Genomic DNA, 21,243 nt, shown 5'->3' with positions numbered 1-21,243 from the left:
TTTTTGCTTTTTTGAAAATATAAAGATGATTAAAGCCTTAAAAAATTAAAAATCATATTTATAACTCAACCAAAAACTCCTTCCTTCTGTATAGTCTTGATAACGATTTGCATATCCAGCAGGATTAGCCCCATCCCATTTAGTAACTTGAGGATCGAAGAAATTTTTATCAAAAAGATTTTGCACTGCAAAACTTAAGCTAGATTGCTTATTAATTTTATAATTTATCCCTAAATCTACTATATAAAAAGGCTTATATTTTTGCCATGGCAGACTACCATTACCACCACCTTTTGCTTTAGCTATAGTATCAAGTCTTGCCCGTGTTTTAATATAGGAACTAAATTTACCTCGCTCATAGTTTAATTTTAACATTGCTATATGCCTTGGTAAATTTTCTATTCTATCACCACCAAACCAATTTTTTTGACCATCTTTGTAGTGATTATCCATAAAAGTATAACTTGAATTTAGGCTAAAGCCATTGTAAGTTTTGGTATTAAATGCAAATTCTACACCTTTAGTCTGTGTTTTTCCAAGATTAATAGGACGCGTACAAGTATTATCATCGCAATTAATACCATTTAATAGACCTGTTAAATCTTCACTACTGATTTGATTTGTAAAATCAGTAATAAATCCTGTGATAGAATAATGTGCAAAATCAAATATCCTAAAATCAACACCCAATTCATAATTTATACTTTCTTCTGGTTTTAAGTCAGGGTTTCCAAAATAAGCATTGTCATTGCTATAATTATAATATCCATTTGTCAACTCCTTAGCAGCAGGAGTTTTATAGCCTTTTGAAACACCTCCTTTAAAGGCTATATTATCATTTAAGTGATAAACCAAATAAACCCTAGGCGTAAATTCAGAATCAAACAAATCGCTATAAATATAACGTAAACCTGTAGTAAAAATCAAATCATCTGTTATAAAATACTCATTTTCCCCATAAAGCGCAACCGTGGTTTGATCAAGATTTTTACCTCTTATTTGACTACCTGCGCTTGCTTGATCATTTTTTAACATCTCATAATCAATCCTTACACCAAAGGTATTTACTAAATTACCGTACTGACCTAAATTCCAAGGTAAAACAACCTTACCTTCTCCTACCCAAATTTGACTATGTAATTCTTTATCCTTAGTACTACCATATTGTAAATATGAGTTAGTTGAACCAAAATCATAGTTACCATCATGATTTAAAACAATATTATCCTTAAAAAGTTGTCTTTCGCTTTTAATAGCCCTACTACTTGTAGAATTCACTGAAATTTCATTAATATATCGTTCTATATCAAAATATATATTATTTTTATCATTTACTGTCCAATTAAGCCTAGAACCAAAACCTAAACTAGTAAAAGCACCTGGACTATGACTAGCAATTTGATAATTATCAGGTCTTTGTTGACTACTATTCCAAACCGGTGTAGGCCATTTTAAATCAGAAGTTGCCTTATCATAATACTTCAACCTTGCAGAAATTGATAATGTATCTTCAATCAAAGGAGTTGCCACATAAGCATTAAATCCCCCAGCATTGCCATAGTGATTAGAGTGCTGTTGTAAAAGAGTGTTAAATTCTATATTTGCCTCAGTCTTATCAGGATTTTTCTTAGTGATAATATTTATCACACCACCTACAGCATCACTGCCATAAAGTGTAGAAGCTGGACCACGTATAACCTCAATACGCTCTATCATAGACAAAGGTGGTAGATATCCTGACTCACTGCCACTAAAACCATTATCATAAAACCCATTTGCAACACTTTGACGTTTTCCATCAATTAAAACTAGAGTATAAGAACTACCAAAACCTCGTATGCTAAAATCATAAGTGCCTGTTTTATTCATAGTCACATCTACACCTGGAATATCTCCTATAGCCTCCCCTATATCCTTAATTGGCTTTTTTTCAAGCTCTTCTTTTGTAATGATAGAAATACTAGCAGGCGCATCAACCAAATCTTGTTCAAAACCACTAGCACTAACCACAACATCATTAAGTTGATATTTTTCTTCTGCTTTTAACAAAGCTCCAGATAAAATTAAAAAACACAGTAAACTTTTTTTAAATTTCATATTTTTAATTTGAGTCAAATTAATTCCTTTAAAAAATAATTATTTTGATATTTAAAATCATTTTTGAAGTATAAAAAAAGAATACTTTTAATTAACTTAATTTTGATAACAATTATAAATAATAAAATTATTTAAAAAAGCGAAGTAAAAGCCTAAGCCTCTTGATAGGCTCCAAGCTTTAAAATTTTCTGCATACGATTTGCAGAAAGTTCTCGTACGTCAATATTTTCAAGTTCATTTAGAGATTTTTTTACATAATCAGCAATAGCTACTGCTGCAGCTTCTTTATTACGATGTGCACCATTTGTAGGCTCATCTATAACATCATCAATTAAACCTTGAGATTTTAAATCATCAGCCGTTACCTTCATAGCCTTGGTTGCAGCTTCACTTTTTGCAGGATCATTCCAAAGTATTGCAGCACAACCTTCAGGAGAAATTACTGAAAAAACAGAATTTTTCATCATTGCAAGTCTATCTGCAACCCCTATAGCTAACGCCCCGCCACTACCACCTTCTCCGATAACTATAGCAATGGTCGGTATTTTCAAATCACTTAATTCATATAAATTTCTAGCGATAGCTTCACTTTGCCCTCTTTCTTCAGCACCTATTCCAGGATAAGCACCTGGAGTATCTATTAAAAATAAAATAGGAATTTGAAATTTCTCTGCAAGTCTTGCTACTCTTAAGGCTTTACGATATCCTTCAGGATGTGGCATCCCAAAATTTCTAGCGATTTTATCTTTTGTTCCACGTCCTTTTTGCTCACCAATTACAATTATTTTTTTCTCTCCTAAATAACCCATAAAACAAACAATAGCAGGATCATCTCTAAAGGCACGATCACCATGTATTTCGTGAGCGTCATTTAAAATAAGTTCAATATAGTCAAGAGCATAAGGGCGATCTGGATGACGCGCTAATTGCAAACGTTGAAAATCGCTTAAATTCTTATAAGTTTTAGAAATTTCTTTTTCAAGATTTTTCTTTAAAATCGATACAGCTTCAGTATCTCCTTTAATCTGAGCATTGATAATGTCCTCATCAATTTGCTGAATATTTTTTTCAAAATCTAAATAAGAAGCCATATTAATCTACTTTTTTAAATACAACACAGCCATTTGTGCCACCAAAACCAAAAGAATTACTCATCACCACTTTTAAATCTACTTTTCTTGATATATTTGGAACATAATCAAGATCACATTCATCATCTTTTACAAGCTGATTGATTGTAGGTGGAACTACCCCATCTCTTAAAGCCATAACACTAACAACTGCTTCAATTGCACCTGCAGCACCCAAGCAATGACCTGTTTGTCCTTTGGTGGAACTTATAAGCGGGATATTATTGCCAAAAAGCTCTTTAATTGCTGCTGTTTCATTTTTGTCATTTACAGGGGTTGAAGTTCCATGTGCATTGATATAATCTACCTTTGGATTCCCTGCCATATTTAAAGCTTTTTTCATAGCTCTTAAAGGCCCATCTAAAGTTGGTGAAGTAATATGATGCGCATCTGCACTTTCTCCAAATCCAATTAATTCAGCATAAATTGTAGCACCGCGTTTTTTAGCCTCTTCATATTCCTCAAAAACTAAAGCTCCAGCACCTTCTCCCATGACAAAACCATCTCTTTCTTTGTCAAATGGTCTTGAAGCATGCTGTGGATCTTCATTTCTAGTTGATAAAGCTTTCATTGAAGCAAAACCACCTATACCCACAGGACAAATCGCAGCTTCTGCACCTATGACTAACATCTTTTTAGCATTTCCCAAAGCTATACTTTTATAAGCTTCTCCTATAGCATGAGTTCCTGCTGCACAAGCTGTAACACAAGAAATATTTGGCCCTTTAAGTCCATGCTCTATAGAAATCAAACCTCCTAACATATTTACAAGTGCTGAAGGTATGAAAAAAGGGGAAATTTTACGCGGACCTCGCTCGGAACAAATAATGGAATTTTTTTCTATATTAGGCAAACCTCCGATACCAGCAGCCGAAACAATGCCAAATTCTTCTTTGTCTAATTCTTCACTAAATCCAGCATCCTGCATTGCTTCTCTTGCTGCTTTAATTCCAAGTTGTATGAAACGGTCAATTTTTTTTACTTCTTTGCCATCAACAACCTCTAATGGATCAAAATTTTTAACTTCAGCTGCAATTTGAACAGGAAAGTCTGTGGCATCAAAAAGAGTAATTTTATTTACTCCGCTTTCTCCATTGCAAATTGCTTTAAATGAACTTTCTTTATCTAAACCAAGGGCATTGATCATACCAATACCTGTAACTACAACTCTTTTCAAGAATAAGCTCCTTGCAAGAAAAAAATTATTTTTTTAGATTGTCAATATAATTTACAACATCTTCAATTTTAATTAATTTTTCAGCATCACTATCTGGAATTTCTACTTCAAATTTTTCTTCTAAAGCCATAATAAGCTCTACAACATCTAAAGAATCAGCACCTAAATCTTCAATAATTTTTGATTCCATTTTAACTGCATCTGCATCAATACTTAATTGCTCTACTACTACCGCTTTTACATCATCAAATGTTGCCATTTGTTCTCCTTCAAAAAATTAAAATAAAGCGTATTTTACTATAAAAAGCTTAAAATATTTATAGTTTTTCATTATACTTGAAAATAAAATATTAAAACATAAAGGAAAAATGATGCTTTTCTCTAATTTAATCAAAGAAAATCAAAAAATTTGGAATGCTTATCTACATCATGATTTTGTTAAAAAATTGGAAGATAAAAGCCTAAAGCAAGAAAATTTTCTTTTTTATCTCAAGCAAGATTATATTTATTTGCTTAATTACGCAAAATGTTATGCAAGATTAGCACTTAACTCAAATACCGCAAAAGAACTTCGTTTTGCTATAAAATTTCAAAATTATATAGTTGAAGGAGAAATGGAGCTTCATCGTGCAATTTTATCTCTTGGCATTAATGCAGATGAACTCGATATAAAAGATGAAAGTTTAGTCAATATAGCCTATTCGCGTTATATGTTAAGCGTAGGTGAAAATGGAGATTTTTTAGATATATTAGTTGCTCTTAGTGCTTGCGCTATAGGCTATGCAAAAATAGGTGCTGAAATTATAAATCGTTTAAAAAATGAAAATTTAAAAGATCATCCTTACAAGGAATGGATTTTGACCTATGGAAGTGAAAATTTTCAAAATGAAGCTAAAGAATTTGAAGATTTTGTTAATTCTTATACTTCAAGTGTTAGTGCACAAAAATTCCAAAAACTCAGCGAAATTTTTCATACTGTAACACGCTTAGAAGTGGCTTTTTGGGAGCATTCTTTAAGAATGGAATTAAATCTTTAAACATGGGCTTTTTGCCCATGTTTTTATGCAATTTTACTTGCATCAATAATATTATAATCTAAACCAACCATTTCTTTAGAAAGTCCTAATGCAAGTCCTACTAATTGTGATAAATGAATAATAGGCAATCTTGCTTTAGAATTAGTATAATCTTGAAATCTTTCTTGATAGATATCAAGCTGCATTTGACAAAGTGGGCAAGGTGTTACAACACAATCAGCTTGATTTTCACTTGCATTATTGACAATTTGACTAGACATTTTTTTCACAGATTTTTCTGCAGGATAAGAAGCATGAAAACCACAACAATCAAGGCGTTTTTCAAAAGGAACTATTTTAACCCCTAAAACTTCTACTACACTTTCAAAACTTTTTGGATTGGTTGAACTTTCTTTTTTACCGAAAGCATCTTCAGGTCTTAAACTATGACAACCATAAAATAAAGCTACTTTTAAATTTGAAAGCGGCTTTTTCACCTTGCTTTTTAAATTATCCAAATCCTCATAAAGCTCCCACAAAAGACTTGTAATAGGTGTTGAACCTTGATATTTCATTCCACCTTGTGCTAAAAAAGTATTTATGCGTTCTTTTGCACCCTTATCAAGAGTATTTTTTGCTTTAGTTAAAGTTAGCATACAAGTACTACAAGTTGTAAGCATTGGCATTTTCATCTCTTCTGCTAAAGCAATATTTCTTGCATTAGCTACCAAAGTCGCAATAGGATCAACACACTGCGCTTGAGAAGCCCCACAACAACTCCATCCCTTAATTTCATTTAATTTCCAACCCAAAATAGGTGCAATAGCTTCAAGTGAAATTTTAGATTCTTTTGCAGCTTGAGATAAAACACAACCTGGAAAAAAAGCGTATTCTTTTTGCATATTTTACTCCTTAACAGCAGCTTCTTGTGCCGCCTTTATCATTTTAACCAAATCTTTATGCCCTTCTATTTCATCCTCACCAAAAACATGCATAGGATTCATTTTTCCTGCGCGCATAAGTTTAAAAGCTATATCTGTTTTGCCCATAGAACCTATAACACCCTCAGAACGCAAAGCAAGATAAATTTCATTCAAGCGTCCTGAACCTTCAACTAAATCTTTATAAAAAGCTTCAGCATGATCAGGCCCTAAGCCTTCATTTAAACCTTTTTTAATCGCCATCACTCTTAAATTTGCTATATCACTTACTGAACTTATACCCTTTGGACAACGATCAGCGCACTCTTGACAATGAACACAAAGCCAAAGTCCATTCATTACACTAGGTTTTACATGCAACATAGGATCCTTACCTCGAGAGTCTGCCGCTGCACGCCAAGCATGAGTAAAAACAAAAGGTTGCATATAATCGCTACTATCTGCTTCTAATTTATTACACTCTGAAGCACAGCTACCACATAAAATACAATCCCATTGCTTGCTAATACGATCAAATTCTTCTTGACTTTGTTTACAGCCCTTTTCCGCTGAAAATTCATTTTTTGCCACCATGGCAGGACGAATTTTTCTTAAATTTTCTATAGAAGGCTCCCAATCCACAATTAAATCAGAAATTATTCTAAAATTTCCAAGCGGAGAAATGCGTATACTTGAAGGATTATCATATTCTTTTAACAAATCTTGCATTTTAGTATCACAAGCAAGATAAGAATGCCCATTCACACGAACTGCACAAGCCCCACAAATTGCAGATTGACAAGAGGCGGTAAAATTTAAAGTAATATCTTTTGTTTTTTTGATAAAAAGCAAAAGAGAGAGCAGAGTTTTTCCTTGTATATCCTTATCATCAATATCATAACTTTGTTCATATTTTTCCTTGCCATTAAAACGATCTATGATGATTTTCATTGTACTCTCCTTCCATCAAGTGAAAACTCAGTTACCACGACATCTTTATAACTAAGCTTTAATTCATCATTTTCTAAATTTACAATGCTATGTTTTAAGAAATTTTTATCATCTCGCTTTGGATAATCTTCTCTAGTATGAGCCCCACGACTTTCAAGTCTATTTCTAGCTGCTAAACAAGCACAGCGAGAAAGTAAAATCAAATTACCAAGCTCTACATAATCTGTAAAAGCAGTATTCATCACTTCATTAGGATTTGGAATACGAATTTTTTCATATCTTGCTTGTATATCTTCTAAATTTTTTGCTAGAAGATCGAGTTTTTCTTGAGTTCTAAAAATCCCCATATTATCCCAATTTTGACTTCCTAGCTCTTCTCGCAATTCATACATTTCTTGACCATTTCCGCCATTATTTGTAATTTCTTTAAATCTAGCCTGCCATTTTTGAGCAAGTTCATGAGTTTTTGCCCCTTTTCCAAAACTTGCATCTTTGGCATAATTTGTCGCACCAATACCTGCTAAATGCCCCGTTACAACTGCATCGGCTAAAGAATTTCCCCCTAGTCTATTAGCTCCATGTATAGAAATACAAGAAGCTTCTCCACCTACATAAATTCCAGCAATTTTAGTACTCATATCTTCAAATTTAGCCACTTCAATTCCACCCATAGAATAATGCGCCGTTGGACGGATAGGTACAGGAGTATCTACTAAATCAATATTTTCAAAAAGCATTGCAGTGTGACGAATTTTTGGTAAATCTTTTAAAATTTTTTCTTTTCCTAAGTGGCGTACATCGCACAAAACATAAGCTCCAAGTCCCTCACCATAACCTCTACCTTCACGAATTTCTGTTTCTATAGCACGCGCAACCACATCTCGCGGTGCAAGCTCCATTTTTTCATGGTAATTTTTCATAAAACGCTCACCACGATTATTTAAAAGATATCCCCCTTCACCGCGCGCCGCTTCTGTAATAAGAGTTCCACCATTTGCAACTCCTGTTGGGTGAAATTGTATCATCTCAGGATCTTCAAAACCAAGTCCTGCTCTAAGAGCAGCTGCCACACCATCTCCTGTGGCAATAAAAGGAGTTGAAGTTCTATTATAAAATATCCTTGTGTATCCCCCTGTAGCAATTACCAAAGCTTTACATAACACAGGATAAATTCCACCGCTTTGTATATCTCTTAAAACGACACCTTCACATTTTCCATCCACAACACCTATATCCAAAAGCTCATGATCCATTAAAAATTTCACACCGCTACTAATAGCATCATCTAAACAAGAATGCATTAAAATATGACCTGTTTTATCTGCAGAATAGTTACAGCGTTTCTTAGAAGCTCCTCCCATTAAACGCTGAGCTACTCCACCTTGTTCATTTCTTGAAAACAAGGTTCCTATAAAATCCATATTAAAAATAGCCTTTCCAGCTAATTCACAAAATTTTAAAGCCGCATCTTGATCTACCAAATAAGCTCCGCCTTTGATAGTATCATAAGCATGTAATTTATAGGAATCTCCATTAGAAAAATCAGTAACTCCATTAATTCCACCCTCTGCCATACAAGTTGCATTACGCGATGGCATCATCTTTGTAGCTACTACAACGCTTAATTTTGGATTTTCTTTTCTCACTGCGGCTGCAGCACGCAAACCTGCTCCACCTGATCCAATTACCAAAACATCACAAGAAGGTAAATTTGTATCTTTATCCATCTTAGATGAATCATCTAAAGCATAAACTCCACTTGAACTTGCAGCTAAAGCTCCTACACTAATACAGGCTGTTTTTATAAAATCTCTTCTAGAAAATTCACCCATATCATTCTCCTTATTTAAAAAATTAATAATAATTTTTAATGTAAGTCAATCTTACATAACCGCATGCCAAAAATCCAAAAACAAACTCTCCTTTCAATATAAAATGGATTAAAAATAAATTTATAATTTAATAAATATAAAAAAGCATAAGATAAGTAATCAAAGAAGATAGATGAATATAATAAAATAAATATTAAAAAATTTTTGCAATATATCATAATCTATTCCTTGCAAATTAAACGGAATGATTATACCTTAAAAAAATAACAAAAAGTTAATATTAATTAAGATAATATTTATCTTAATTAATATATAGTTAATAAAATTATCAAATCATTAAGCTTTAAAAAGCTTAAATTCTCCATTCATAAATTGCATTCTAGCGCTTAGATTATCGAGATAAAAAACTTCAAATTTTGAATTTTGCGGAGTTTCATAAAGATTTACAAGATAAGGATATTTTTCAAACATCTTTTTTTTAACTTCTAAATTTGGTTCAAAAACTGCATTAGCTCTAAGTCTTAAGAAAGTCCCATCTTTTGCACAAGAACAAAATTCAATACCATTATAATTTTTTATATGCTTAAAAAGTCCTTTTGTGTTTGCTGTGCAAAAATAAATTTTATCTCCCACAAGCAATGGACTTTGTATAGGACGCACTCTAGGATTTCCACAAGTTCCTAAAGTGGCTAAAAATGCCGGTGCATTATCATCTAAAAATTGTGCTATTTCTTTTAAATCCATCATTTTTCCTTACATATATAAACCACCATTGATCTTAAGTACATCGCCTGTCACATAAGAGGCATAATCACTAAGTAAAAATGCTACACAATTAGCCACTTCTTCAGGTTCTGCAAAGCGTTTTAAAGGGATATTATCTTGATAGGTTTGTTTGATTTCATCGCTTAAAACTTCAGTCATATCGCTTTTTATGAAACCTGGAGTTACACAGTTAAAGCGTAAATTTCTACTTGCTCCTTCTTTAGCAAAAGATTTAGTCATAGCTATCATTCCACCTTTACTAGCAGAATAATTTACTTGTCCAGCATTGCCCATTTCTCCGACAATAGAAGCGATATTTACAACAGCACCAAAACGTTTTTTACTCATAGTTTTTAAAGCTTCTCTACAACCTAAAAAAGCTGAGCTTAAATTCGTATCCACAACGCCACTAAAGTCCTCTAATTTCATTCTTAAAGCAAGTTTATCATTTGTAACGCCTGCGTTATTTACAAGATAACTTAACTCTCCATCGCTCTCCACTATGGTTTTTACACCATTTTCAAACTCATCTTCTTTGCTTGCATCAAATTTAATCACAGCAGCAACGCCACCACTTGCAATAATTTCATCTTTTAAAGCATCTGCAAGTTCAGGTTTTGAACGATAATTAATCCAAACTTTAAGTCCAAAACCCGCCAAAGTTTTTGCGATAGAAGCACCTATTCCCCTACTTGCTCCAGTAATTAAAACATTTTTTCCACTAAATTTCATTATCTATCCTTAATAAGTTTAATTTTAAAAATTGCAATCTTAACAAATTTCTTATAAAAAAGGCAAACAAACTAAAATAAAGCCTCATTCATTTCTTTTGGAATTTCTAAGTCTAAAATTTTAAGCACGCTTGCAGCGATATTACTAAGCCCCATATTATCTTTAATCTTTGAAACTCCCTTTGCTTGCACAAAAACAAAAACATCAAAAGTGGTATGATTGGTGAGCAAATTTCCTTTTTCATCTTGCATAGCCTCGCAATTTCCATGATCACTTGTAATGATAAAAGCATAATCATGCTTTTTTACACATTCTACAATCTCGCCCAAACAAATATCCACCGCTTCAACAGCCTTTATAGCAGCATTAAAATCACCTGTATGTCCAACCATATCTCCATTTGCAAAATTTACCACTATAAAATCCTCACCCTTTTCTATGCCTTTTTTCACTACATCACACACTTCAAAAGCACTCATTTGGGGTTTTTCATCATAAGTTTTTACCTTGGGGCTTGGGATTAAAACCCTTGTTTCATTTTCCAAAAGCTCTTCTTTTCCGCCATTAAAAAAGAAAGTTACATGAGCATATTTTTCGGTTTCTGCGGTATGAAGCTGACTAAGTCCTGCTTTAGAAATCACTTGAGCTAAAGTATTTTCAATTTTTTCTTTTTCAAAAAGCACAGGGAGTTTAAATTTATCATCATAAACACTCATAGTAAGTAAATTTTCAAAGATTTTTTCGCGTTCAAACTCTTTAAAATCCTTGGAATTTAACACTTCAACAAGTTGTTTCATTCTATCATTTCTAAAGTTGATAAAGATAATGCCATCTTCTTCTCTCATGCCCTTGTAATTCTCATTTTGAGCTGCTTTAATAAACTCATCAGTAATATTTTCATCGTAAGATTTTTGTAGGTATTCTAATAAATTTGGCACTTTATAAGCCTTACCTAACAAGCACTCATAATATTCTTTCACCCTATCCCAACGCTTATCTCTATCCATAGCATAAAAACGCCCACAAAGCGTAGCAAAATGCACGCCTAGGTTTTCACAAAATTCTTTTAAATCTTTTATGAAATTTAAGCCACTTTTTGGACTTACATCACGCCCATCAGTGATTGCGTGAGCAAAAACTTCATTGCCATTTTTCGCACAAATTTCAAGCATGGCTTTAAAATGCGTATCCATAGAATGCACCCCGCCATCGCTATAAAGCCCTATAATATGCACTCTTTTACATTTTGCTAAAAGTTTTTGTAAATTCTCATTTTTTTCAAGTTCTTTGTTTTCAATGGCTTTATTAATACGCACTAAATTTTGATAAATAATACGCCCACTGCCTATACACATATGCCCTACTTCACTATTTCCCATTTGTCCTTCTGGCAAACCTACAGCTAAACCACTCGTTTTTAGTAAAGAATTTGGGACTTCCTTAAAAAGCTTTTCATAACTTGGTTTTTTAGCTGCTTCAAAAGCATTAAACTTACTATTCTTATTATACCCTATTCCATCTGTAATAATTAAAACGCATTTTTGCTTCATTTTTCTCTCTTTTATAAGAATTTTTTTGGTTAGATTTTACTAAAATTAAACTTTTAAAAACCAAAAAGAAGGCTAGGTTTTGTATTATCTTTCAGATTTAAGTCATTATGCTTTTTTTACTTATATTAGTGTGCGTGCAGGATTTGCATTTTTTATCGCTTTATGTTTGTCTTTATTTTTAATGCCTAAATTTATTACTTGGGCAAAAGCTAAAAATGCTAGTCAACCTATTTACGAATACGCCCCAGAAACTCATAAAACCAAATGCCATACTCCAACCATGGGTGGGCTTATTTTCATCAGTTCTGCAGTAATCGCAAGTTTATTTTGTATCAAATTTGATAATATTTTTGCTATAAGTGCTTTACTTTGTTTGATACTTTTTTGTTTAATAGGGCTTATAGATGATTTAGGCAAAGTTCTAAAAAAAGACAATCATTCAGGACTTAGTCCAAGAATGAAGCTTTTAGCACAAATCATCGCTGGACTTATTTGCATCTTACCTTTATATTTTAGTTCAGAGCTTAGCACGGAACTTTTTATACCTTTTTACAAACACCCTCTTTTTGATATGGAAATTTTTGCCATTGCTTTTTGGATTTTGGTTTTAATTTCTAGCTCTAATGCTGTAAATTTAACTGATGGACTTGATGGCTTAGCTACAGTTCCAAGTATTTTTTCTTTATCTACTTTAGGGATATTCTTATATTTGAGCGGAAATTTAAATTATAGTGAATATTTACTTTTGCCAAAAATTCAAGGACTTGGTGAAGTGGTGATTATTTGCGCTGCATTAATCGGTGCTTTAATGGGATTTTTATGGTACAACTGTTATCCTGCGCAGGTTTTTATGGGGGATAGCGGAAGTTTAGCTTTAGGTGGATTCATAGGATTTTTAGCTATCATTAGCAAAAATGAAATTTTACTTTTACTCATAGGTTTTGTTTTTGTTCTTGAAACTGTTTCTGTAATTTTACAAGTTGGAAGTTTTAAAATTTTTAATAAAAGAGTCTTTAAAATGGCACCTATTCATCATCATTTTGAAAAAGTTGGCTGGGTAGAAAATAAAATTATAGTGCGTTTTTGGATGATAGCCCTACTTTCAAATTTACTTGCACTTGCATCAATAAAGCTAAGATAATGAAAATTTCACTTTTTGGATACGGAAAAACCACACGTGCTATTGCTGAAAATTTGGTAGATAAATTTGGGCCTTTTGATATCTATGATGATCATTTTACAGAAACAAAAAAAGATACACTAGGAAATTTACTTTTAAATCCTAATGATTTTGATGATAATTTAAGCGATATTGAAATTCCTAGTCCAGGTTTTCCACCAAAGCACAAACTCATTCAAAAAGCAAAAAATTTACAAAGCGAATATGACTTTTTTTATGATATCATGCCAAAATCCGTTTGGATAAGCGGAACCAATGGCAAAACTACTACCACTCAAATGGCTACACATTTATTATCACACATTGGTGCTGTTATGGGTGGAAATGTTGGAACTCCTTTAGCAGAGCTTGATCCTTATGCAAAACTTTGGATACTTGAAACTTCATCTTTCACCCTACACTACACTCATAAAGCTAAACCTGAAATTTATGCACTTTTACCTATAAGTCCTGATCATCTTTCTTGGCATGGAAGTTTTGATAATTATGTTCAAGATAAGCTAAGCGTTTTAAAAAGAATGAATGAATGTGATGTAGCAATACTGCCTAAAATTTATGCAAATACTCCAACAAAAGCTCATAAAATAAGCTATGAAGATGAAAAAGATCTAGCTGTTAAATTTGGCATTGATACGGAAAAAATTTCCTTTAAAAGTCCTTTTTTACTCGATGCTATCATGGCTTTAGCTATAGAAAAAATTCTACTTGATACTTTAAGCTATGTGCTTTTAAATAGCTTTGTAATGGAAAAAAATAAACTCGAAGAGCTTAAAGACAGTCAAAATAGGCTTTGGGTAAATGACACTAAAGCTACAAATGAAAGTGCGGTAATGGCTGCACTTAGTCGCTATAAAGAGAAAAAAATTCATCTCATCATAGGGGGAGATGATAAGGGTGTAGATCTTAGCAATTTATTTGATTTTATGAAAGGATTTGATATAGAACTCTATGCTATAGGTATTAGTACCGAAAAAATGCTTGATTATGCAAAAAAAGCGAATTTGAAAGCCTATAAATGTGAAGTTTTATCTAAAGCTGTAAATGAAATTTCAAATCACTTAAAAGACAATGAAGTGGCTCTTTTAAGTCCCGCTTGTGCAAGTTTAGATCAGTTCAACTCTTACGCAGAGCGTGGAAAAGTCTTTAAAGAATGTGTGAATAAAATTTAATTTATTTTACTTTTCATACAAAAAAACCCTAACCAGCAACAAACTCTTTTTTAAACACTATTCTAAGTGTCATCTAAAACAACAATAAAAATAAACATAGGATTTATATATAAAGTAAGTAATGAAGACATTTAACAAGTCCGCAATGAGCTACTTTCCCCCTGCCAGTAAGGCGTAGTATCATCACCCACGATGTGCTTAGCTTCTTGGTTCGGGATGGAGCAAGGCGTTTCCACATCTGTATAATCACGGACATTGTTATTTAAATATTCTTTGAAAGATTGAATTTAAAAAATAAAGCTTAATCTTTTTATTTCTTTACTTTTTTCTTTATTCTCTTTCTTCTTTTGTTTTTCTTTCTTCTTTACTTATCTTTTATCTTTGATAAGTTTTTATATAGAATACTTAAAAAACAATGTTAAGAGCAAGTTCTAATATAAACTTTACTTGAAAGATTTTATTAGCTTAAAAACATAATGTTTATATAAATATTTCATATAAAACATTCAAAGCTTTATAAAAACCTTAACAAGGAAGTGATGCTTTATTAAAGATAAGCCAAACGCTCTATTAGTACTGGTCAGCTAAAGGACTTTCATCCATTACACACCCAGCCTATCAAACTAGTAGTCTTCTAGAGAGCTTAGAGAAGATTCATCTTAGAGTTGGCTTCACGCTTAGATGCTTTCAGCGTTTATCCTTTCCAAACTTAGCTACGCTGCGATGCTCTTGGCAGAACAACAGCTACACCAGTGGTTTGTTCAACCCGGTCCTCTCGTACTAGGGTCAAATCTCTTCAATCTTCTTACGCCCACGGCAGATAGGGACCGAACTGTCTCACGACGTTCTGAACCCAGCTCGCGTACCGCTTTAAATGGCGAACAGCCATACCCTTGGGACCTGCTCCAGCCCCAGGATGCGATGAGCCGACATCGAGGTGCCAAACCTCCCCGTCGATGTGAGCTCTTGGGGGAGATCAGCCTGTTATCCCCGGGGTACCTTTTATCCTTTGAGCGATGGCCCTTCCACACAGAACCACCGGATCACTAAGACCGACTTTCGTCTCTGCTTGACTTGTATGTCTTGCAGTTAAGCTGGCTTATACCTTTATACTCTACGAACGATTTCCAACCGTTCTGAGCCAACCTTTGTAAGCCTCCGTTATTATTTGGGAGGCGACCGCCCCAGTCAAACTACCCACCAGACATTGTCCCACTTGAGGATAACTCAAGCTGGTTAGCTACCCAAATAAGAAAGAGTGGTATCTCAACAACGGCTCATATACAACTGGCGTCATATACTCAAAGCCTCCCACCTATCCTGCACATTCTTATCCAAGTAGCAGTGTCAAGCTGTAGTAAAGGTCCACGGGGTCTTTCCGTCTTGCCGCGGGTAGGAGGAATTTTCACCTCCACTACAATTTCACTGGATCCCTCTTTGAGACAGCTCCCATCTCGTTACGCCATTCATGCAGGTCGGTATTTAACCGACAAGGAATTTCGCTACCTTAGGACCGTTATAGTTACGGCCGCCGTTTACTCGGGCTTCGATCAAGAGCTTCGCTAATGCTAACCCCATCAATTAACCTTCGAGCACCGGGCAGGCGTCACACCCTATACATCCTCTTACGAGTTAGCAGAGTGCTGTGTTTTTGGTAAACAGTCGGGAGGGACTCTTTGTTGTAAGTTTCTTCGCTTTCGGAGTAAATCCTAGTACGAAGCTAACCACACCTTATACCGAAGATACGGTGCTATTTTGCAGAGTTCCTTAAAGAGAGTTCTTCCACGCGCCTTAGAATACTCATCCCACCCACCTGTGTCGGTTTACGGTACGGGCAACATTAGCTAAACTTAGAAACTTTTCTTGGCTCGACGGCATCAGGGGTTCTTCTATCCATCCGAAGATTTCAAAAAGCCTTTCAGTTCTCGGAGTGTTCTTATACGGATTTGCCTGTATAAGCTCCTACGACCTTAGACTAGCACTTCCATCCGCTAGCCCCCTTAGCCCTAAGCGTCCTTCCATCGCACACTAATGTTGGTATTGGAATATTAACCAATTTGCCATCGTCTACCCCTTTCGGACTCGACTTAGGACCCGACTAACCCTACGATGACGAGCATCGCGTAGGAAACCTTGGGTTTACGGCGTTAATGATTCTCACATTAATTATCGCTACTCATGCCTGCATGCTCACTTCTATTCGCTCCAGCACTCCTTACCGGTATACCTTCGACGCAAATAGAACGCTCTCCTACCACTTGCACACAACTTAAACTACTTAACTTTAGCCTAAGAATATTTTTATTGATTTTACTAAGTTTTATTTCTATCTTTACTCTATAAAAATCAGTAAAAATATAACTTAAAACATATAACTTAGTTTTTTATATTCTCAACTTAAATAATCTAAGTTGTGTGCAAGTCTACAGCTTCGGTACTTACTTTAGCCCCGTTATATTTTCCGCGCAAAATCACTAGACCAGTGAGCTATTACGCTTTCTTTAAAGGATGGCTGCTTCTAAGCCAACCTCCTGGTTGTTTAAGTAACTTCACATCGTTTTCCACTTAAGTAAGATTTAGGGACCTTAGCTGGTAGTCTGGGTTGTTTCCCTCTTGACGACGGATTTTATCACTCGCCGCCTGACTGCTGTGATTACATATAAGGTATTCGGAGTTTGATAGGGTTTGGTACATTGGTGTATGCCCTAGCCCATTCAGTGCTCTACCCCCTTATATTACGACACAACGCTATACCTAAATATATTTCGGAGAGAACCAGCTATCACGAAGTTTGATTGGCCTTTCACCCCTATCCACAAGTCATCCCGGGGCTTTTCAACGCCTATGGGTTCAGTCCTCCACTAGTTCTTACACTAGCTTCAACTTGCTCATGGATAGATCACTTCGTTTCGGGTCTGCAGCATCTGACTAAGCGCCCTATTCAGACTCGCTTTCGCTACGGCTTCGCGTTTGCTTAACCTTGCCAGACACCACAACTCGCAGGCTCATTATGCAAAAGGCAGTCCATCACACTGTATTGCTACATAGTGCTCTGAATGATTATAAGCAAATGGTTTCAGGTTCTATTTCACTCTGATCACCTCAGTTCTTTTCACCTTTCCCTCACGGTACTTGTGCACTATCGATCTGGTATTAGTATTTAGGGTTGGATCGTGGTCGACCCAGATTCAGACAGGATTCCTCGTGTCCCGCCCTACTCAGGATACTGCTAGCTAAGCTTTGTTTTTCGCATACGGGACTATCACCCTCTATGGCTATACTTTCCAGAATGTTCTGCTAAACTCAGCTCTTGCACATTGCAGTCCTACAACCCCCAGTGCAAGCACTGGGTTTGCCCTCTTGCGCTTTCGCTCGCCGCTACTGACGCAATCTCTATTGATTTCTTTTCCTGAGGGTACTAAGATGTTTCAATTCCCCTCGTTCGCTCCTATATAGGTAATGTATATCTCTATACATTGGGTTGCCCCATTCGGAAATCTACGGATCAAAGCTTCTTGACAGCTCCCCGTAGCTTATCGCAGTCTAGTACGTCCTTCATCGCCTTTACCAGTCAAGGCATCCACCATTCGCTCTTAGTAGCTTACCTTTTGATGTTCTTTTAGCAGATGAGCAAAGCTCATCCTAAAGAACCAAAGCTAAAGGCCTACCCCGCCAACCTAAAAGATATTAGGCTTAAAACGAAATAAACTAAACATTCATTAAAAAATTAATGTAGATAAAGCTTCAATTCTTAATCGCTAAAAAAACAATTTGCATAAAAGTTAGATATAACCTAACTTCTACCTTTTTTATTGATTCTAAAACGCATCACTTCCTTGTTAAAGTTTTTATGATAAGACTTCTTTATCTTAAGACGGAAAGCATTCAAACACTTAATATAGAACTAAATGATTTAGTCTTAACTAAGCTGTGAGTTTGAAACTTGTCTTTAATTTACAAATCTTAAATCTAATATTCTCTTTATTATAGAAATAAAGATAATTAAAAGATATAAGTTAAACCAAAGAAAAGATAAATAGGTTTTATCCTTTAACAAGTCCTGTAAAATTGTTTTTATTAAAACTTGCTTGTGACTCTTAACAATGATAATTAAAAAGAACATTTAGGTTTAAAACCTAAAGGAAGTATATATATATATTAATATAATCATTATAAATATAAATACATAATGTATATGCTACTTATATCTATTTAAAGTATATTCTTTTATAGCTAAAGATAAAAATAAATCTAAGTATAGAGTTTATATTTTATATTTAATCTACTTTATATACTTGCTTTAGATTTTAAAGCTTTTTTATTCAAATCTTTTTTATGGTGGGCCTAACAAGACTTGAACTTGTGACCTCACCCTTATCAGGGGTGCACTCTAACCAGCTGAGCTATAGGCCCTTAATAAATGGTGGAGAATAGCGGGATCGAACCGCTGACCTCCTGCGTGCAAAGCAGGCGCTCTCCCAGCTGAGCTAATTCCCCATAAACAATTAGCTTTATCATCAATCTTTGAAATCTAAACAAGAATCAATTGAGTTTATATATTGAAGTAATAGTGGTGAGACTTATTACTTTGTACTCTAGAAAGGAGGTGATCCAACCGCAGGTTCTCCTACGGTTACCTTGTTACGACTTCACCCCAGTCGCTGATTCCACTGTGGACGGTAACTAGTTTAGTATTCCGGCTTCGAGTGAAATCAACTCCCATGGTGTGACGGGCGGTGAGTACAAGACCCGGGAACGTATTCACCGTAGCATGGCTGATCTACGATTACTAGCGATTCCGGCTTCATGCTCTCGAGTTGCAGAGAACAATCCGAACTGGGACATATTTTATAGATTTGCTCCACCTCGCGGTATTGCGTCTCATTGTATATGCCATTGTAGCACGTGTGTCGCCCTGGGCATAAGGGCCATGATGACTTGACGTCGTCCACACCTTCCTCCTCCTTACGAAGGCAGTCTATTTAGAGTGCTCGGCCGAACCGTTAGCAACTAAATACGTGGGTTGCGCTCGTTGCGGGACTTAACCCAACATCTCACGACACGAGCTGACGACAGCCGTGCAGCACCTGTCTCTAAGTTCTAGCAAGCTAGCACCCTCATATCTCTATAAGGTTCTTAGGATATCAAGCCCAGGTAAGGTTCTTCGCGTATCTTCGAATTAAACCACATGCTCCACCGCTTGTGCGGGTCCCCGTCTATTCCTTTGAGTTTTAATCTTGCGACCGTACTCCCCAGGCGGTACACTTAATGCGTTAGCTGCATTACTGAGATGACTAGCACCCCAACAACTAGTGTACATCGTTTAGGGCGTGGACTACCAGGGTATCTAATCCTGTTTGCTCCCCACGCTTTCGCGCCTTAGCGTCAGTTGAGTTCCAGCAGATCGCCTTCGCAATGGGTATTCTTGGTGATATCTACGGATTTTACCCCTACACCACCAATTCCATCTGCCTCTCCCTCACTCTAGACTATCAGTTTCCCAAGCAGTTTAATGGTTAAGCCATTAGATTTCACAAGAGACTTGATAATCCGCCTACGCGCCCTTTACGCCCAGTGATTCCGAGTAACGCTTGCACCCTCCGTATTACCGCGGCTGCTGGCACGGAGTTAGCCGGTGCTTATTCCTTAGGTACCGTCAGAATTCTTCCCTAAGAAAAGGAGTTTACGCTCCGAAAAGTGTCATCCTCCACGCGGCGTTGCTGCGTCAGGGTTTCCCCCATTGCGCAATATTCCCTACTGCTGCCTCCCGTAGGAGTCTGGACCGTGTCTCAGTTCCAGTGTGACTGATCATCCTCTCAGACCAGTTAAGCGTCATAGCCTTGGTAAGCCATTACCTTACCAACTAGCTGATACTATATAGTCTCATCCTACACCGAAAAACTTTCCCTACTCAACTTGTGTTAAGCAGGAGTATAGAGTATTAGCAGTCGTTTCCAACTGTTGTCCTCTTGTGTAGGGCAGATTAACTATACCTTACTCACCCGTGCGCCACTAATCCACTTCTAGCAAGCTAGAAGCTTCATCGTTCGACTTGCATGTATTAGGCACGCCGCCAGCGTTCACTCTGAGCCAGGATCAAACTCTCCATAATAAACCTTCTTTAGCATCAAGGCAAAGCCTTGACTAAGAAGCAAGCTAAAGGCCTACCCCGCCAACCTAATAGATAAACTACTTAGATTGTATTAAAGAGATAAACCTTATTACTTTTATAGATAGTTTAATCTTTTTCTTCAAAGAAAAAGTTATAAAAGATTAAAAGAAAAGCTTTTAATCTTTTTAAATTAGATTGAATAGATTTTACATAATTGCTTATGCCTAAATCTTTCTGGCTCAATCGATCACTTATTTAGATTTCAAAGATTGACTAATAAGATTTGAATAACAATACTAAGTTAAAAGAACAAAACAAAAAATCATTTTTAAAAGAAAAGTTTTTAAATTAAAAAACTAAGATTTATAAATAAAACTTTTTAGCTTTAAATTAAAAAATTAAGAAAGTTAAAAACTCAAATAATTTAAAAACTTAAAAAATCTAAAATAAAGTTAATTTATAAAATCTACGTAAGCTAATGAAACTTTATAATTTAAAAGATTTTAAGTCCTTTTTTCAAAAAAGGAAATGAAAGTATAACCAATTAAACTTAAAGAGGGATTAAACAATATAAATATTTGTGTAAGTATTTATATAAGTATTTGGTGGGTT

The 21,243-nt window shown here is 35.1% G+C and carries 14 protein-coding genes, 2 tRNA genes and 3 rRNA genes; 3 read left to right on the top strand and 16 right to left on the bottom strand.

The genetic code is table 11. From position 1 onward, the window contains the following. Nucleotides 1–45 precede the first annotated feature (45 nt). From AJ886_RS05845 to acpP, 4 genes are all read right to left on the bottom strand, one after another. A complete protein-coding gene (locus AJ886_RS05845) occupies nucleotides 46–2,097 on the bottom strand; it encodes a TonB-dependent receptor domain-containing protein (protein WP_070287417.1) in 2,052 nt (683 codons plus the stop codon). 152 nt (nucleotides 2,098–2,249) lie between these two features. After that, nucleotides 2,250–3,188: an acetyl-CoA carboxylase carboxyltransferase subunit alpha gene (locus AJ886_RS05840; RefSeq protein WP_002854780.1), complete on the bottom strand. Its 939-nt coding sequence runs from the start codon at nucleotides 3,186–3,188 to the stop codon at nucleotides 2,250–2,252. Nucleotide 3,189: 1 nt separating this feature from the next. After that, nucleotides 3,190–4,404: a beta-ketoacyl-ACP synthase II gene (locus tag AJ886_RS05835; protein ID WP_002882383.1), complete on the bottom strand. Its 1,215-nt coding sequence runs from the start codon at nucleotides 4,402–4,404 to the stop codon at nucleotides 3,190–3,192. Between the two features lie 25 nt (nucleotides 4,405–4,429). Next, nucleotides 4,430–4,663 carry an acyl carrier protein gene (gene acpP, locus AJ886_RS05830; RefSeq protein WP_002854831.1) on the bottom strand — a complete coding sequence of 78 codons (234 nt, stop codon included), beginning with the start codon at nucleotides 4,661–4,663 and terminating at the stop codon, nucleotides 4,430–4,432. Between the two features lie 109 nt (nucleotides 4,664–4,772). On the opposite strand from acpP, the gene tenA reads away from it, so the two are divergent. After that, nucleotides 4,773–5,441, top strand: coding sequence for a thiaminase II (gene tenA / locus AJ886_RS05825; protein WP_079860124.1), 669 nt, complete (start codon nucleotides 4,773–4,775; stop codon nucleotides 5,439–5,441). A gap of 23 nt (nucleotides 5,442–5,464) precedes the next feature. On the opposite strand, the gene sdhE is transcribed toward tenA, so the two are convergent. From sdhE to gpmI, 7 genes are all read right to left on the bottom strand, one after another. Beyond that, nucleotides 5,465–6,322 carry an 8-methylmenaquinol:fumarate reductase membrane anchor subunit gene (gene sdhE / locus AJ886_RS05820; protein WP_070287361.1) on the bottom strand — a complete coding sequence of 286 codons (858 nt, stop codon included), beginning with the start codon at nucleotides 6,320–6,322 and terminating at the stop codon, nucleotides 5,465–5,467. 3 nt (nucleotides 6,323–6,325) lie between these two features. Further along, on the bottom strand, nucleotides 6,326–7,291 hold the full coding sequence (gene sdhB / locus AJ886_RS05815) for an 8-methylmenaquinol:fumarate reductase iron-sulfur subunit (protein WP_070283338.1): 966 nt from the start codon (nucleotides 7,289–7,291) through the stop codon (nucleotides 6,326–6,328). Continuing rightward, nucleotides 7,288–9,123, bottom strand: coding sequence for an 8-methylmenaquinol:fumarate reductase flavoprotein subunit (gene sdhA, locus AJ886_RS05810; protein ID WP_002857383.1), 1,836 nt, complete (start codon nucleotides 9,121–9,123; stop codon nucleotides 7,288–7,290). The genes sdhB and sdhA overlap by 4 nt, the downstream gene beginning before the upstream one ends. A gap of 336 nt (nucleotides 9,124–9,459) precedes the next feature. Further along, entirely contained in the window at nucleotides 9,460–9,870 is a 411-nt protein-coding gene (locus AJ886_RS05805; RefSeq protein ID WP_074469337.1) for a pyridoxamine 5'-phosphate oxidase family protein, read from the bottom strand. Between the two features lie 6 nt (nucleotides 9,871–9,876). Then, nucleotides 9,877–10,620 (bottom strand): 3-oxoacyl-ACP reductase FabG, encoded by a 744-nt coding sequence (fabG, locus tag AJ886_RS05800; protein ID WP_070287357.1) that lies wholly within the window; start codon nucleotides 10,618–10,620, stop codon nucleotides 9,877–9,879. Beyond that, nucleotides 10,610–10,708, bottom strand: coding sequence for a hypothetical protein (locus AJ886_RS10970; RefSeq protein ID WP_002869268.1), 99 nt, complete (start codon nucleotides 10,706–10,708; stop codon nucleotides 10,610–10,612). Before AJ886_RS10970 ends, fabG begins: the two co-directional genes overlap by 11 nt. Beyond that, nucleotides 10,692–12,170 carry a 2,3-bisphosphoglycerate-independent phosphoglycerate mutase gene (gene gpmI, locus AJ886_RS05790; protein WP_070287355.1) on the bottom strand — a complete coding sequence of 493 codons (1,479 nt, stop codon included), beginning with the start codon at nucleotides 12,168–12,170 and terminating at the stop codon, nucleotides 10,692–10,694. Before gpmI ends, AJ886_RS10970 begins: the two co-directional genes overlap by 17 nt. 79 nt (nucleotides 12,171–12,249) lie before the next feature. On the opposite strand from gpmI, the gene mraY reads away from it, so the two are divergent. Next, nucleotides 12,250–13,311, top strand: coding sequence for a phospho-N-acetylmuramoyl-pentapeptide-transferase (mraY, locus tag AJ886_RS05785; protein ID WP_002859004.1), 1,062 nt, complete (start codon nucleotides 12,250–12,252; stop codon nucleotides 13,309–13,311). After that, the gene (murD, locus tag AJ886_RS05780) at nucleotides 13,311–14,519 is read left to right on the top strand and encodes a UDP-N-acetylmuramoyl-L-alanine--D-glutamate ligase (protein ID WP_070275099.1); all 1,209 of its coding nucleotides are present in this window, start codon (nucleotides 13,311–13,313) and stop codon (nucleotides 14,517–14,519) included. The genes mraY and murD overlap by 1 nt, the downstream gene beginning before the upstream one ends. A 137-nt stretch (nucleotides 14,520–14,656) precedes the next feature. Here murD and rrf read toward each other — a convergent pair. From rrf to AJ886_RS05755, 5 genes are all read right to left on the bottom strand, one after another. Continuing rightward, a 5S ribosomal RNA gene (gene rrf / locus AJ886_RS05775) occupies nucleotides 14,657–14,773 on the bottom strand. 295 nt (nucleotides 14,774–15,068) lie between these two features. Then, nucleotides 15,069–18,126, bottom strand: a 23S ribosomal RNA gene (locus AJ886_RS05770). Nucleotides 18,127–18,855: 729 nt separating this feature from the next. Next, nucleotides 18,856–18,932, bottom strand: a tRNA-Ile gene (locus AJ886_RS05765). A gap of 8 nt (nucleotides 18,933–18,940) precedes the next feature. Then, a tRNA-Ala gene (locus tag AJ886_RS05760) sits at nucleotides 18,941–19,016 on the bottom strand. A gap of 102 nt (nucleotides 19,017–19,118) precedes the next feature. Continuing rightward, a 16S ribosomal RNA gene (locus AJ886_RS05755) occupies nucleotides 19,119–20,631 on the bottom strand. The 16S, 23S and 5S rRNA genes sit together here with 2 tRNA genes alongside, the layout of an rRNA operon. Nucleotides 20,632–21,243 lie beyond the last annotated feature (612 nt).

Origin of the sequence: Campylobacter sp. BCW_6465 (assembly GCF_001762815.1) — a bacterium.
In the GTDB taxonomy this organism is placed as follows: Bacteria; Campylobacterota; Campylobacteria; order Campylobacterales; family Campylobacteraceae; genus Campylobacter_D; species Campylobacter_D jejuni.
Note: the sequence above shows the minus strand (reverse complement) of the source record. Positions and strands in the feature narration are given on the sequence as shown.

Bases quoted from the DNA above. Each gene is read 5' to 3' on its own strand.
- sdhE (WP_070287361.1), bottom strand. From the start codon at position 6,322: ATGCAAAAAGAATACGCTTTTTTTCCAGGTTGTGTTTTATCTCAAGCT.
- gpmI (WP_070287355.1), bottom strand. From the start codon at position 12,170: ATGAAGCAAAAATGCGTTTTAATTATTACAGATGGAATAGGGTATAAT.
- sdhA (WP_002857383.1), bottom strand. From the start codon at position 9,123: ATGGGTGAATTTTCTAGAAGAGATTTTATAAAAACAGCCTGTATTAGT.
- fabG (WP_070287357.1), bottom strand. From the start codon at position 10,620: ATGAAATTTAGTGGAAAAAATGTTTTAATTACTGGAGCAAGTAGGGGA.
- AJ886_RS05845 (WP_070287417.1), bottom strand. From the start codon at position 2,097: ATGAAATTTAAAAAAAGTTTACTGTGTTTTTTAATTTTATCTGGAGCT.
- murD (WP_070275099.1), top strand. From the start codon at position 13,311: ATGAAAATTTCACTTTTTGGATACGGAAAAACCACACGTGCTATTGCT.
- tenA (WP_079860124.1), top strand. From the start codon at position 4,773: ATGATGCTTTTCTCTAATTTAATCAAAGAAAATCAAAAAATTTGGAAT.
- AJ886_RS05840 (WP_002854780.1), bottom strand. From the start codon at position 3,188: ATGGCTTCTTATTTAGATTTTGAAAAAAATATTCAGCAAATTGATGAG.
- AJ886_RS05805 (WP_074469337.1), bottom strand. From the start codon at position 9,870: ATGATGGATTTAAAAGAAATAGCACAATTTTTAGATGATAATGCACCG.
- acpP (WP_002854831.1), bottom strand. From the start codon at position 4,663: ATGGCAACATTTGATGATGTAAAAGCGGTAGTAGTAGAGCAATTAAGT.
- sdhB (WP_070283338.1), bottom strand. From the start codon at position 7,291: ATGAAAATCATCATAGATCGTTTTAATGGCAAGGAAAAATATGAACAA.
- AJ886_RS10970 (WP_002869268.1), bottom strand. From the start codon at position 10,708: ATGAGGCTTTATTTTAGTTTGTTTGCCTTTTTTATAAGAAATTTGTTA.